The sequence below is a fragment of the Mesorhizobium sp. B2-1-3 genome (assembly GCF_006442495.1).
Classification (GTDB): Bacteria; Pseudomonadota; Alphaproteobacteria; order Rhizobiales; family Rhizobiaceae; genus Mesorhizobium.
In genome coordinates this window covers 22938-37103 of record NZ_VFWL01000011.1, presented here as the reverse complement: position 1 = coordinate 37103, position 14166 = coordinate 22938, and the positions used below count along the sequence as shown (strand labels likewise).

Genomic DNA, 14166 nt, shown 5'->3' with positions numbered 1-14166 from the left:
AAAAACCGCCGCTAAGGCTTTTTCCCAACAAGGCGCTCGAACCGTGATCCGAAAATGGGATCCGGTTTTCGGATAGGCCCATGTCGAACGGGCTGGCCCGTTCCACTGGAACGCGACCAAGAGCGAGGCAAAACAAAAGGGCCGGCTGAACCGGCCCTTTTGGCAAGCTGCTGCAAACGTCAGATGATGACGACCTTGGTGCCGACCTTGACGCGGCTGTAGAGGTCCATGACGTGCTCGTTCATCATGCGGAAACAGCCATTGGAAGCGCTGGTTCCGATCGACTGCGGCGCGATGGTGCCGTGGATGCGCAAATGCGTGTCCTTCTTGCCGTCATAGAGGTAGATGGCGCGGGCGCCGAGCGGATTCTGGCCGCCGCCGGGCATGCCGTCCTTGTACTGGGCATAATGCTTGGGCTCGCGCTTCTGCATGTCCAGCGTCGGGATCCAGCGTGGCCACTCCTGCTTGTCGCCGACCGCCACGGTGCCCTTGAACTGCAATCCTTCGCGGCCGACCGCGATGGCGTAGCGGCGGGCGGTGGACGATGATTCCACCAGATAGAGCCGGCGGGCACTGGTATCGATGACGATCGTGCCGGCCTCGTAACCGGTGAATTCCACGTCCTGCGGCACGAACTCCGGCTTTACCTTGAACGGCTTCTTGGCGTTTTTCCTGGCGAGCGCCGAATCCAGCGCACGGGTCTCAGGCAGATAGTTGATCGAGGACGATGCTATCTGGCCGCCAAACAGTCCGGCGAACAGGCCGCCGCCGGTGCGCTGCTTCTGGCCAGGCAGCTCGCTGCGCAATTCGCCATTATTGCCGGTCAGCGCAACGTTCATCACCTCGGCCGATTCCGGTTCGGCCGAAGGAATCGGCTCGATCGGCGTCAACGGCTCGATGATCTTCGTGATCTTCTTGGCCGGCTTGGCCGCGGCCACTTCGGTCGCCGGGGCAGCCTTGCCTTTCTTGGCCAGGAACGCCTGCCGTTCCGCCTCGGCCTTCGCTTTCGCCGCCTCGCGCATCGCCATCTTCCTGGCTTCCAGCGCCTTGGCCTTGGCGGCTTCCTTGTCGGCAACGATCTTGGCCTCGATCTTTTTGATCTGGGCGAGATCGTCCGGTGTCGGATTTTTCTTCTTCTTGAGAAGCCTCAACTGCGCCGCATCGCTCTTGGCTGCGACGTTGATGGCATCGGTCTTGCCGACCGACTGATTGGCGGCCAAATTGGCTGGCACGCCGGCGAAAGCCGGGGAGCTCATGCCGAGTGCGGCGCAAAGTCCCAGGAAGATGAAGCTGCGAAGCTGCATGGCGAAGATCCGATCGTTCAATATTTGTTGCCCACGGCGTCGCCCGGCGTCCCCCAAGGACACCGAAAATGCCGCGCGCAATCTATAGTCGAATAAGCGCGGGCGCCTCAAGCGCGAGGCCGCTGCACTTCCCGTCGAATCTTCGTGATGCCGCCGCATTTGCCGCGACTGTGGTCAAACGACAACAGATCGGCTGAGTGTAAGAGATCAGAGCGGGCCGAGGGCCCGGCAGCGAGAGCCGGAACCGAGCGCAGTTCGGTTGTAACGACGCAGAATGCCGGCGTTCGCACGCCGGCGCTCCCTGTCAGATAGCCCTTGAACGAACCCGGATTACTGGTTCGGCACCTGCGGGGCCGCGGGCGCGGTGCTGGCGCCGTTGGTCGCCGGCGACGTCGAGCCGGCGGCGGGCGGCGCGGCCGGAGCATTGGCTGGCGGCGTTGTCGCGGCTCCGTTGCCGGAAGGCGGCGTCGGCGCCGCGTTGCCTGAAGGCGGCGTCGGGGTGGTCGTGCCAGGCAATTGGTTGAGTACGCCCTTGCCGGCGCCGTCCGATGTTGCGGGAACGCGGTCGAGAATGTCGATCGGCTTCTCGCCGTAGCGGGCAATGATCGACAAGGTCAGCGACGTCACGAAGAAAGCGGCCGCCAGAATCGCCGTCGCCCGGGTCAGCGCATTGGCGGCGCCGCGCGCCGTCATGAAGCCAGATCCGCCACCAATGCCAAGGCCGCCGCCTTCGGAGCGCTGCAGCAGCACAACGCCGACAAGGGCCAGAACGACCATGAGATGGATGACGATCAGTACGGTTTGCATAGTTTATCCTGGCAATGCCCTGCCCGGCCGCGGACACGACCGGGGAATTGGAGGCGGCTCAATACAATGCTTTCACGGCATTTCCAAGCCCGTGGCCGGAATATGGGAAGCAAGGCGTCCTTTACAACGATTTCCCGTGCGCCGCGGCAGCTTCGGCGCCGCGCGAAGTCATCAAGAGATGCTGCGATAGGCGTCCGCGATGCCCAGGAAGTCGGCCGCTTTCAGGCTGGCGCCGCCAACCAGCGCGCCGTCGACATTCCTGACCCCAAGCAGTTCCACTGCATTGGACGGCTTGACCGAACCGCCATAGAGAATGCGCATCTTGCCCGCGGCGGTGCCGAGCTTCTCCGACAGTTTTTCGCGAATATGCGCATGCGCCTCGGCTACATCGGCGACGGTCGGCGTCAGGCCGGTGCCGATCGCCCACACCGGCTCATAGGCAATGATCGTGTTGGACGCGGTAGCGCTTGCCGGCACCGAACCGGCAACCTGGCGTGACAACACGTCCAGCGTCGCCCCCGCTTCGCGCTCCTGCCGCGTCTCGCCGATGCAGACAATGGCTACAAGCCCGGCGCGCCAAGCTGCGGAGGCCTTTGCCTGAACTGTGGCATCATCCTCGCCGCGCTGTTCGCGGCATTCGGAATGGCCGACGATGACGTGGGTCGCGCCCGCATCCTTCAGCATCTCCGCGGAGATGCACCCGGTGTAGGCGCCGCTCTCCTTGGCGTGGCAATCCTCACCGCCGGCATGAACCGGCGTACGCGACAGAATCTCGGCGGCATGGGCGAGCAAGGTCGCGGGAACGCAGACCAGCGCCTCGGTGTCTGCGTCGAGCCCGCTCATGAAACCGTTGCCGATCATCCTGAGTTCGTTGAGCGAGGCGCTGGTACCGTTCATTTTCCAGTTGCCTGCGACGAGCGGGCGAATTCCTGGCGTCATCGTTTACTTCTCCGGGTGACATTCGGCTGGCGTTCTCACTACCAAAATCAAGCCACAAAGCAATCGACAGTGGACCGGAAGGGCGCTATTGCGCTTGTTTCAGACTCGGCGCATCCGAAAATGCGCATAAATCGGAAGTAACGATGCTTGGTATATTGAGAAGCGCGGCGGGCACCTGGGTCGCGAAGTTACTGCTTTCGCTGCTGGTGGTCAGTTTTGCGGTCTGGGGCGTATCGGGACGGCTGATGGGTGGCCTTGCCGGCCACGATTCCGTCATCACGGCTGGCGGCACCAAGGTGTCGATCAACGAATACCGCCTCGCCTATGACCGCCAGCTCGCCGTCATGTCGCAGCAGTTCGGTCAGCGCCTCACCCACGAACAGGCAAAGGCGCTCGGCGTCGACAACCAGGTGTTGGCGCAGCTTGTTTCGGGCGCGGTTCTCGACGAACAGGCTCGCAAGCTCGGCCTTGGCCTGTCCAAGGACCGGCTGGCCGAACTCACCCGCGAGGATCCGGCGTTCAAGGGCCCCGGCGGACAGTTCGACCGGAGAGCCTTCGAATACAGGCTGCGTGAGGTCGGCATGCGCCCGGAGGATTATTTGAAGAATCGTGCCCAGGTCGCGGTGCGCCAGCAGATCGTCGAGGCGGTTTCGGACGGCCTCAAGGCGCCTGACACCTTCTTCAAGGCGGTGGCCCTGTACCGTGGCGAGGATCGTACGGTCGACTATCTGGCCTTGCCGAAGGCGCTGGTCGAACCCATCGAGGCGCCGAGCGACAGCGCGCTGCAGGCCTATTTCGAGGTCAACAAGAAGACCTATGCCGCGCCCGAATACCGCAAGTTTTCCTATGTCAGGCTCGAGCCGCAGGACATCATGGATACAAGCTCGGTGACCGACGCCCAGGTCAGCGACGACTACAACAAGAACAAGGCGCGCTACACCACTCCCGAGATGCGCACCATAGAGCAGCTTGTGTTCAAGACGCCGGACGAGGCCAAGGCCGCGCTCGATTCGTTGAAGTCCGGCGCAACCTTCGACAAGCTCGTCACTGCGGAAGGCAAGACCCCGGCCGACACGCTGCTCGGAACGCTCGCCAAGGACAAGATCGCCGACAAGGCGGTCGCCGACGCTGCTTTTGCGCTCAACGTCAATGAGGTCAGCCCTGTCGTGCAGGGTGCCTTTGGTCCCGTGCTGCTGCGCGTCACCGAGATCAAGCCCGAAGTCGTGAAGCCGCTGGCCGAAGTGTCGGACCAGATCCGCAAGGACCTGGCGCTGGGCGAGGCAAACCGCATCCTTCTGGACGTGCATGATAATTACGAGGACAGTCGCGCCGCCGGCAGTTCGCTGGCCGACGCCGCCGCCAAGCTGAAGCTGAAGGTCGTCACTGTCGACGCGATCGATCGCAGTGGCCTGCGGCCCGATGGCTCCATCGTCAAGGATCTGCCGGAATCGCCGGCCCTGATCAAGGCTGCCTTCGATGCCGAACCGAATACTGAAAACGAGGCGCTGACCACGGCCGATAACGGCTTCATTTTCTATGAAGTGGCTTCGATCACGCCGGCCCGCGACCGCACGCTGGACGAAGTTCGCCAGAAGGTCGTTGCCGACTGGACCGCGGCCGAGACGGCCAAGCGGCTGACCGCCAAGGCGCAGGAGCTGGAAAAGCGGCTCAAGGCCGGCGCAACGCTCGACGTCATTGCCGGCGAGCTCAAGCTGGAAAAGCAGACCAAGCGTGGCCTGAAGCGCGAAGCCGACGACGCCGATTTCGGCAAGGAAGGTGCAGCGGTGATGTTCGGCGTCGGCGAAGGCGGCACCGGCCTGATCCCCTCTCCCACCAGCGACGCGCAAATCCTGTTCAAGGTCGCCGAGGTGTTCGAACCCGCCGGGGCCGATGCCAGTTCGGTGCCCGAGGACGCGCGCAAGTCCTTCACCGCCGGCATGTCGGACGATCTGCTCGACCAGTTGGTGGCGCAGTTGCAGACGCAGTACGGCGTCCGCGTCGACCAGGCTGCCGTTGCCCAAGCCTCGACAAGATGAGCGCGCTGAAAACCCATATCGCCAAGGTCGCGACCGGCACCGCCCTGTCCTTCGACGAGGCGCGCGAGGCCTTCGACATCATCATGTCGGGCGATGCTACGCCCGGCCAGATCGGCGGCTTCCTGATGGCGTTGCGTGTGCGCGGCGAGACGGTGGACGAGATTTCGGGCGCCGTCGCCACCATGCGCGCCAAGATGCTTCGCGTCGACGCACCTGTCGGCGCCATCGACATCGTTGGCACCGGCGGCGACAATTCGCACTCCGTCAACATCTCGACGGCATCCGCTTTCGTCATCGCCGCCAGCGGGGTTCCGGTCGCCAAGCATGGCAATCGCGGGTTGTCTTCGCTGACCGGTGCGGCCGACGTCCTGACCGCGCTCGGCGTCAAGATCGACCTCACGCCGCAGGCCATCGGCCGCTGCATCCACGAGGCTGGTGTCGGCTTCATGTTCGCGCCGGCACATCACCCGGCGATGAAGCATGTCGGCCCGACCCGCGTGGAGCTCGGCACCAGGACCATCTTCAACTTGCTCGGTCCGCTCTCCAACCCGGCCGACGTGCGCCGGCAGATGGTCGGCGTATTCATGCCGGAATGGATCATACCGGTGGCCCAGACGCTGAAGGCGCTGGGCACCGAGCATGCCTGGGTCGTTCATGGTGACGGCTACGACGAGATCACCACCACGGGTGAAACGCATGTCGCCGAACTGATCGGCGGCGAGATCCGCACCTTCACCTTGACGCCCGAAGCGGTTGGCCTGACCCGTCACACCAAGGAAGAACTGCGCGGCGGCGACGCTGCCTACAACGCCGAGGCGTTGCGCGCTATGCTGGGTGGCGCCGTGGGCGCTTTTCGCGACACCGTGCTGATGAACGCCGGCGGCGGCTTGGTGGTGGCGGGCAAGGCGACGACGCTCGCCGACGGCATGGCGACGGCAGTGCAAGCCATCGACAGCGGCCGGGCGCTGCAGGTGCTCGACCGGCTGGTCGAGATTTCGAACGGTTAGACAGATGTCGGACATCCTGCGCAAGATCGAGGCCTACAAGCGCGACGAGATCGCGACGGCCAAGGCGCGCGTGCCGCTGGCCGAGATCAAGGCGCGGGCGAAAGACACTGACGCGCCGCGCGGCTTTCTCACGGCGCTTGAGGCGAAGCGCAGATCCGGCGGCTTCGCTCTGATTGCCGAGATCAAGAAGGCAAGCCCGTCCAAGGGCTTGATCCGCGCCGACTTCGATCCGCCAGCGCTCGCGCGGGCCTATGCAAAGGGCGGCGCCGCCTGTCTTTCGGTGCTGACCGACGCACCGTCTTTCCAGGGCGCGCCGGAATTTCTCACCAAGGCAAGAGCCGCCGTCACCCTGCCCGCGCTGCGCAAGGATTTTCTGTTCGATCCTTATCAGGTCCATGAAGCTCGCGCCTGGGGGGCGGACGCCATCCTGATCATCATGGCCAGCGTAGATGATGATTTGGCGAGCGAGCTTGAAGCGACGGCATTCGAACTCGGCATGGATGCGCTGATCGAGGTCCACGACGAGGCCGAGACGGAGCGCGCACTGAAGCTGTCGTCGCAATTAATCGGCATCAACAACCGTAATCTGCGGACATTCGAGACCCGTCTCGAAACCTCGGAACGACTGCGGGCGATGATTCCGGGCGGTTACTTGCTGATCAGCGAAAGCGGCATCTTCTCTCATGACGACTGCCTCAGATTGCAGAAGAGCGACATCGGCACCTTCCTGGTCGGCGAAAGTTTGATGCGCCAGCAGGATGTGACCGCGGCAACGCGCGCGCTGCTCACCGGCAAGGCAGCGGCCGAGGCCGTCTGACGATGACGGCCGCCCTCACCCATCTCGGCCCGCAGGGCCAGGCCAACATGGTCGATGTTGGCGGCAAGGACGAAACGACGCGCACCGCTGTCGCCGAGGGTTTCGTCTCGATGCGGCCCGAGACGCTGAAGATGATCCTGGCCGGCAATGCCAAGAAAGGCGATGTGCTGGGCACCGCGCGCATAGCCGGCATCATGGCAGCGAAGAAGACGCATGAGCTGATCCCGCTCTGCCATCCGCTGCTCTTGACCAAGGTCTCCGTCGACATTGAGCCCGATCCTGCCCTGCCCGGACTGAAGATCATTGCGCTGGCGCGCGTCACCGGCAAGACCGGCGTCGAGATGGAAGCGCTCACCGCGGCTTCGGTTGCCTGCCTGACCATTTACGACATGGCCAAGGCGGTCGACCGTGCCATGGTCATCACCGGCATCCGGTTGGTCGAAAAGACCGGCGGCAAGTCGGGCGACTACAAAGCCGCTGGCGAAGATGGGGCGGTCGCCTGATGGCGCTGCTTCCGGTCGCAGCAGCGCTCGAACGCCTGCTGGAGGGTGCTGCGCCGCTTGCGAGCGAAAGCGTTTCGCTCCTCGAGGCCGTGGATCGCGTTCTCGCGGAACCGGTGGTGGCGTTGCGCACCCAACCGCCCTTCAACGCCTCTGCCATGGACGGATACGCGGTCCGCGCTGTCGATGCCGCGTCCGTGCCGTCCCGGCTTTCGGTGATGGGCGTGGCGGCGGCCGGGCGCGGCTTTGACGGCGCCGTCGGCAAGGCGCAGGCCGTGCGCATCTTCACCGGTGCTCCGCTGCCGCAAGGCGCAGACACCATCGTCATCCAGGAAAACGTTCGTGACCTCGGCGGCGGCAGCATCGAGGTGGTCGAACCGACGGCCGAGGGGCGCAACATCCGCCGCTTCGGGCTCGATTTCTCCGAGGGCGACATCCTGCTGGAAAAAGGCCGCGTGCTCGATCCGGCAGCACTGTCGCTTGTCGCCTCGGCCAACCATCCCCGGGTGGGCGTCGTAAAGCGGCCGCTGGTTGCCATCATCGCCACCGGCGACGAGCTGCTGCCGCCCGGCAGCGAACTCGGCCCCGACCAGATCATTTCGTCAAACGCCTATGGCGTCGCCGCCGCCGCGCAATCGGTCGGCGCGCATGCGCTTGATCTCGGCATTGCCGCTGATCGCGAGGAAGCCATCGCGGCGCTGGTCAGGAAAGCGGTCGCGGCCGGCGCTGATGTCATCGTCACGCTTGGCGGCGCCTCGGTCGGCGACCACGATCTGATCCATGACGTGCTGACCGGCGAAGGCATGACGCTCGGTTTCTGGAAGATCGCCATGCGTCCCGGCAAGCCGCTGATGTTCGGCCGCCTCGGCGACATCAGGTGCATCGGCCTGCCCGGCAATCCGGTGGCGAGCCTCGTCTGCTCGCAACTGTTCCTGAAACCGCTCCTGGCACGCCTCGGCGGCCGCGATTTCCGGCAAGATATTCGTCAGGCAAGGCTGGGCGCCGCCATGCAGGCCAATGATCTGCGCCAGGACTATGTGCGGGCGGTGGTCAGGCAAGAGGCCGGCATGCTGGTGGCAACCCCTTTCAGCATCCAGGATTCCTCGATGCTGAGGATACTGGCCGACGCCAACGGACTGATCGTGCGCGAACCGTCTGCGTCCGCCGCGGCTGTAGGAAATGCCTGCAGCGTTATAATGCTGAGGTGAAGTTTCGCCGTTTTTCTACTCCGCAAGCAAAGTTCGTGTCAGCGGATGGACCGGATCAGCCAGGCCTTCGACAATGTCGTAATGATGTCGGTCCGGCTCGACCACCGCGCTCGTGACGGCACCAAGCCCTGTCCAGATATTGGCCAGCAAGGCGTTCTGGCGCAAGAACTCGGACCGCTCGCCGCCTCCGGCCCAGCACGTGACGCGAGCGCCATCCATGGGCCGCAGCAGCGCCGGGCTTTCCGTCAGCGCCTCGGCTTCATCGATTTTCAGCGCCGCGTTCATGCCGGTGCGCATAAGCGGACGCAGGTCATGCAGGCCCGAAATCGAAACAACGTGGCGTACGCGCCTTGCCACGCCGGCCGCCAGGGGCGTTGATGTCGTCGCCATGCGGCTGGCGAGATGGCCGCCGGCCGAATGCCCGGTCAGCATAAGCGGTCCCCCGACCATCGCCGCCGCCTTGCCGATCGCCGCGCCGATCTCGTGGGAGATGCCGGCGATGCGTATGGCGGGGCAGAGCGTATAGGACGGCATCGCCACGGCAAAGCCGCTGTCAACCGAGCCCTTGGCGAGATGCGACCAGCTATCCTTGTCGGACTCCAGCCAGTAGCCGCCATGGATGAACACGACGAGCCCCTTGGGTGCCCCGGCGGGAAGGAAGAGATCGAGCCGGTTGCGCGGCCTGTCGCCATAGGCGATGTCGAGCTGAGTCCTGCCCTTTGCCGCAAGCGCATCGCGAAATGCCTGCGCCGGTTCGACCCATGCGGCTGGCCAGCGATCGCTGCCGGCGATGTTGGCGCCGTTGGCGTAGGCATTGTCCCAATCGGCAATGCGATGTTCGAGCATCGGCACCCTCCCCCGGACGGCATCGTTTCAGCCGATAGCAATGGCGATCGACAGCGGCAACGTCAATGCTCCGGGGGCAAAACATTTTAGGCTTGAAACAAATTTCGACTGGTGCGATCCTGTGCTTTGTTCAGCGATGGGCGTGAGGCAGACAGGGGCAGCCGAAAATGCTTGGGCCATCAGCGCATATCGACACGTTCACGCGCGATAACCTGCCGCCGCCGGATCAATGGCCGGACTTCCTGCTCGACGGCTTCGACTATCCCGAACGGCTCAATGCCGGCGTCGAACTGACCGACAGGCTGGTCGAGAAAGGGTTGGGCGACCACACCGCGCTGATCGGCAACGGCCGCCGCCGCACCTACAAGGAATTATCCGACTGGACGAACAGGCTGGCGCATGCGCTGGTCGAGAATTACGGCGTCAAGCCAGGCAATCGGGTGCTGATCCGCTCGGCCAACAACCCCGCAATGGTGGCCTGCTGGCTGGCCGCCACCAAGGTCGGCGCCGTCGTGGTCAACACGATGCCGATGCTGCGCGCCGGCGAACTCGCCAAGATCGTCGACAAGGCCGAAATCACCGCAGCGCTGTGCGACACCAGGCTGATGGACGAGATGACCGCCTGCGCCAAGGACAGCGCGTTCCTCAAGCAGGTCATCGGCTTCGACGGCACCGCCAACCACGACGCCGAACTCGATCGCACCGCCCTCGACAAGCCCGTGACGTTTACCGCGGTGCAGACCGGGCGTGACGACGTCGCCCTGCTCGGCTTCACCTCAGGCACGACAGGCGTGCCGAAGGCGACGATGCATTTTCACCGCGACCTCCTGATCATCGCCGACGCCTACGCCCGCGAGATCCTGCAGGTGACGCCTGACGACATCTTCGTCGGCTCGCCGCCCCTGGCCTTCACCTTTGGCCTTGGCGGGCTCGCCATCTTCCCGCTGCGTTTCGGCGCCGCGGCGACGCTGCTGGAACAGGCAACGCCGCCCAACATGGTCCACATCATCGAAACCTACAAAGCGACGATCTCCTTCACCGCGCCCACCGCCTATCGCGCAATGCTCAAGGCCATGGACGAAGGGGCCGATTTATCGTCGCTGCGCGTCGCCGTTTCGGCCGGCGAAACCTTGCCGGCGCCGGTGTTCGAGGAATGGACTGAGAAAACCGGAAAGCCGATCCTTGACGGCATCGGCGCCACGGAAATGCTGCATATTTTCATCTCCAACCGCTTCGATGACATGAAGCCTGCCTCCACCGGCAAGGCCGTTGGCGGCTATCAGGCGCGCGTCGTCGACGACGAAATGCGCGAAGTGCCGCGCGGCACCGCGGGCAGGCTCGCGGTGCGGGGACCGACCGGCTGCCGCTACATGGCCGATGCCAGGCAGAGCGACTATGTCCGCGACGGGTGGAACCTCACCGGCGACACGTTCTGGCAGGACGAGGACGGTTTTTTCCACTTCGCAGCGCGCTCCGACGACATGATCGTCAGTGCCGGCTACAACATCGCCGGCCCAGAGGTCGAAGCGGCGCTGCTGGCGCATGCCGATGTCGCCGAATGCGCGGTGGTCGGCGCCGAGGATGCCGAGCGCGGCCAGATCGTCGAGGCTCATGTGGTGCTCGTGCAAGGCGTGGCGCCAGACGCAATGACCGTCAAGCGTCTGCAGGATCACGTCAAGGCCACGATCGCGCCCTACAAATATCCGCGCTCGGTAAAATTCATCGCCGCTTTGCCCAAGACGCAGACCGGCAAGATCCAGCGCTTCCGGCTGCGCGCGGAGAAGATCAATTGAGCAAGCCCTACGACCCGTCCGCCGAGGGCGCGGAAATGTCGTTCAAGGAGCGCATGTCCTACAGCGACTATCTGCATCTGGAAAAGGTGCTCGAGGCGCAGGAGCCGCTTTCGTCAGCCCATGACGAGATGCTGTTCATCATCCAGCACCAGACATCGGAACTCTGGATGAAGCTCGCGCTGCACGAAATCGGCGCCGCAATCCGCTCCATCCGCGCCGACCGTCTCGAACCGAGCTTCAAGATGCTTTCGCGCGTCGCCCGCATCTTCGAGCAGCTCAACAATGCCTGGGACGTGCTGCGCACGATGACGCCCAGCGAATACACCGAGTTCCGCGACGCGCTTGGCCAGTCCTCGGGCTTCCAGTCGTGGCAGTACCGTGCCATCGAGTTCATGGCCGGCAACCGCAATCTCGCAATGCTCGGACCGCACAAGCACCGGCCGGACCTCAGCGAGAAACTGGAGGCGATCCTGGCGCAACCGTCGCTCTACGACGAGGCGCTGCTGCTGCTCGCCCGTAACGGCTTCGACATCGGTGCCGACGCAAGGCGTACGGACTGGCGCGAAACGCGGACCGAGAACGAAGAGGTCCTTGTCGCCTGGCAGATCATCTACCGCGACCCGCAGCGCTACTGGATGTTCTACGAACTCGCCGAGAAGCTGGTCGATTTCGAGGATTATTTCCGCCGTTGGCGCTTCAACCACGTCACCACGGTCGAGCGCATCATCGGTATGAAGCGCGGCACCGGCGGCACATCGGGCGCGTCCTACCTGAAGAAGATGCTGGAGGTGGAGTTGTTCCCGGAGCTGTGGAAGGTCCGCACCCGGCTCTGACGTAGCTTTGCCGACTGCATATCGTTATCCCGAACCCACTGCGCTTTTCTGAGCGACAGGCTCTTAAGTCACCGCCGCCTTGACGGCGAAACGCGCCTCCTGCCACGCGTCCGTGCGCAAAATGTCTTCCAGCACCTCGACAGCCTGCCAGACATCGACATAGCCGACATAAAGCGGCGTAAAGCCGAAGCGAATCGTGGATGGCGCGCGGAAATCGCCGATCACGCCGCGCTCGATCAAGGCCCGCATCACCTGATAGCCATGCGGGTGGAGGAACGAAACCTGGCTGCCGCGCTCATTGCCATCGCGCGGGCTTTCGAGTTCGAGGCCGTAGGCGCCGCATTTTGCCTCGACCAGTTGGATGAACAGATCGGTCAACGCCATGCTCTTCCTGCGCACCTCTGCCATGTCGACGTCGTTCCAGACATCGAGCGCCCCTTTGAGCGCGCGCATCGACAGCACAGGCTGCGTGCCGCAGAGAAACCGGCGGATGCCTGTGCCGACAGCAAAACCCTGTTCGAAGGCGAATGGCCGCGCATGGCCCCACCAGCCGCTGAGCGGCTGGCGGACATCGCCATGGTGGCGCTCGGCCGCGTAGATGAAGGCCGGGGCACCCGGGCCGCCATTGAGATATTTGTAGGTGCAGCCAACGGCGAAATCGGCATTCGAACGGTCGAGCTCGACGGGCAAGGCGCCGGCGGTATGGCAGAGATCCCAGACAATCAGCGCGCCGGCATCATGTGCCGTCCGCGTCAGCGCGGCCACGTCGCGCAACTGCCCGGATTTGTAGTTGACGTGGTTGACCAGGATGACCGCGACCCGCTCGTCGATCAGTTCTTCTATGGTCGGCGCATCGACACCCTCGAGCCGCAGCACCGTGCCCGGCCGCGTCGAGGCAACGCCTTCGGCCATATAGAGATCGGTCGGAAAGCTGTCCCCCTCGGCGACGATGACTGACCTGTCCGGCCGCATCCCGAGTGCCGCATGCAGCACCTTGTAGATGTTGATCGAGGTGGTATCGCAGACCACCGTCTGGCCGGCGGCGGCCCCGATCAGGCGCCCGAGTTGGTCGCCGAGTTCGACCGGCATGTCGAACCAGCCGGCGGTGTTCCAGGCGCGGATGAGATCCTGCGCCCACTCCTGCGTGGCGGCCTTCTGCAGCTCGCCGAACACGGCGGGCGAAGCGGCGCCCAGCGAATTGCCGTCGAGATAGATCACCCCCTGGGGCAAGGTGAAGCGGTCACGCATGGCACGCAGCGGATCCGCGGTGTCCATTGCCTCGATCGCTGCGAGATCGGGAATTTTGCTCATGGTCGCGATGTTCCTCGGTGAGAAGAGCGCCCTGGAAACGGGCCGGCTGTTTTGCCGCCCGGGCAAGGGCTGGCCGCATAGACGCGCAAGAACAGGGTGAACGCCCGGTTCGATCTTTGCTCGATTTCCGCCCGAGGCAGTTCCTCGAGCACCCCAACGATCCGGCGAACCTGGAGATCGCCGATCAAAAGACTGATGTAGATGTCGGCGGCTTCGGCAGGATCGTCACAGGCGATCAGGCCGGCCCGACTTGCGGTTCGAAGCAGGTCGCCAACAAGCGGCATTATGGTATTGCGGCCGAATTGCGCGATCGATTGGCCAAGCGTGCCTGTATCGTTGACGTCGCCGGCCGCGGCGCGATTGAGCGCCACCGCCTTGTCGCCCGTCACGAGGGTCAGCAGGACTGGCCCGAGCAAGTTCAGGGTTTCGAGCGGATCGCGCGCCTGGTGAAGGGCGTCCTCCAGCAGCTTCCTTGCCTCTCCCGCATTGGCTTCGATCAAGGATCGAAACAGGGTCTGCTTGTTGCCGTACCAGTTGTAGAGGGTTTCGTTCGAGGCCGATGCCCGCTTGGCGATAGCAAGCAGGGAGGCGCTCTTGTAGCCGGTTTCCCGGAGCACCGCATAGGCGGCCTCCTCTATCCGTTCGCGTCGCGCGGCCTGCTTCGGCGTGATCATTGGTGTTCCTCTTCGAAAACCGTACATTATTATACGGTTTCGTCAAGCGAACGGGAAGCAAGGAGCGAGCGAACGCAGCCCATAGCGACCA

The 14166-nt window shown here is 64.1% G+C and carries 13 protein-coding genes; 7 read left to right on the top strand and 6 right to left on the bottom strand.

Features of this window, described 5'->3' with window-relative positions; translation table 11 throughout:
• Positions 1-179 precede the first annotated feature (179 nt).
• The 3 genes from FJ973_RS18890 to tpiA all read right to left on the bottom strand — a co-directional run bounded on the left by FJ973_RS18890 (position 180) and on the right by tpiA (position 3050).
• Complete coding sequence (locus FJ973_RS18890; protein ID WP_140557175.1) at positions 180-1304, bottom strand: L,D-transpeptidase; 1125 nt, start codon at positions 1302-1304, stop codon at positions 180-182.
• Between the two features lie 330 nt (positions 1305-1634).
• Positions 1635-2111 carry a preprotein translocase subunit SecG gene (secG, locus tag FJ973_RS18885; RefSeq protein ID WP_140525224.1) on the bottom strand — a complete coding sequence of 159 codons (477 nt, stop codon included), beginning with the start codon at positions 2109-2111 and terminating at the stop codon, positions 1635-1637.
• 171 nt (positions 2112-2282) lie between these two features.
• Positions 2283-3050 carry a triose-phosphate isomerase gene (tpiA, locus tag FJ973_RS18880; protein WP_140557173.1) on the bottom strand — a complete coding sequence of 256 codons (768 nt, stop codon included), beginning with the start codon at positions 3048-3050 and terminating at the stop codon, positions 2283-2285.
• Positions 3051-3193: 143 nt separating this feature from the next.
• On the opposite strand from tpiA, the gene FJ973_RS18875 reads away from it, so the two are divergent.
• The 5 genes from FJ973_RS18875 to glp are packed head-to-tail and all read left to right on the top strand — an operon-like array spanning position 3194 to position 8618.
• Positions 3194-5086, top strand: a complete 1893-nt coding sequence (locus FJ973_RS18875) for a SurA N-terminal domain-containing protein (RefSeq protein WP_140557172.1) — start codon at positions 3194-3196, stop codon at positions 5084-5086.
• A complete protein-coding gene (gene trpD / locus FJ973_RS18870; RefSeq protein ID WP_140515367.1) occupies positions 5083-6093 on the top strand; it encodes an anthranilate phosphoribosyltransferase in 1011 nt (336 codons plus the stop codon). Before FJ973_RS18875 ends, trpD begins: the two co-directional genes overlap by 4 nt.
• A gap of 4 nt (positions 6094-6097) precedes the next feature.
• Positions 6098-6910 carry an indole-3-glycerol phosphate synthase TrpC gene (gene trpC / locus FJ973_RS18865; protein ID WP_140557170.1) on the top strand — a complete coding sequence of 271 codons (813 nt, stop codon included), beginning with the start codon at positions 6098-6100 and terminating at the stop codon, positions 6908-6910.
• Positions 6911-6912: 2 nt separating this feature from the next.
• Complete coding sequence (gene moaC / locus FJ973_RS18860) at positions 6913-7413, top strand: cyclic pyranopterin monophosphate synthase MoaC (protein WP_140557169.1); 501 nt, start codon at positions 6913-6915, stop codon at positions 7411-7413.
• Positions 7413-8618 (top strand): gephyrin-like molybdotransferase Glp, encoded by a 1206-nt coding sequence (glp, locus tag FJ973_RS18855; protein WP_140557167.1) that lies wholly within the window; start codon positions 7413-7415, stop codon positions 8616-8618. The genes moaC and glp overlap by 1 nt, the downstream gene beginning before the upstream one ends.
• Before the next feature lie 15 nt (positions 8619-8633).
• Here the strand turns inward: glp and FJ973_RS18850 are convergent, their stop codons facing one another.
• Complete coding sequence (locus FJ973_RS18850; RefSeq protein WP_140557166.1) at positions 8634-9464, bottom strand: alpha/beta hydrolase; 831 nt, start codon at positions 9462-9464, stop codon at positions 8634-8636.
• Between the two features lie 167 nt (positions 9465-9631).
• Between FJ973_RS18850 and FJ973_RS18845 the strand changes: the two genes are divergently transcribed.
• Together FJ973_RS18845 and kynA are read left to right on the top strand one after the other, a co-directional pair.
• Complete coding sequence (locus FJ973_RS18845; RefSeq protein ID WP_140557164.1) at positions 9632-11257, top strand: AMP-binding protein; 1626 nt, start codon at positions 9632-9634, stop codon at positions 11255-11257.
• Positions 11254-12090, top strand: coding sequence for a tryptophan 2,3-dioxygenase (gene kynA, locus FJ973_RS18840; RefSeq protein WP_140498668.1), 837 nt, complete (start codon positions 11254-11256; stop codon positions 12088-12090). Before FJ973_RS18845 ends, kynA begins: the two co-directional genes overlap by 4 nt.
• 63 nt (positions 12091-12153) lie before the next feature.
• Here kynA and kynU read toward each other — a convergent pair whose 3' ends face one another.
• Together kynU and FJ973_RS18830 are read right to left on the bottom strand one after the other, a co-directional pair.
• Positions 12154-13401, bottom strand: a complete 1248-nt coding sequence (gene kynU, locus FJ973_RS18835; RefSeq protein ID WP_140498670.1) for a kynureninase — start codon at positions 13399-13401, stop codon at positions 12154-12156.
• Complete coding sequence (locus FJ973_RS18830; RefSeq protein ID WP_181168419.1) at positions 13398-14075, bottom strand: TetR/AcrR family transcriptional regulator C-terminal domain-containing protein; 678 nt, start codon at positions 14073-14075, stop codon at positions 13398-13400. Before FJ973_RS18830 ends, kynU begins: the two co-directional genes overlap by 4 nt.
• Positions 14076-14166: the final 91 nt, after the last annotated feature.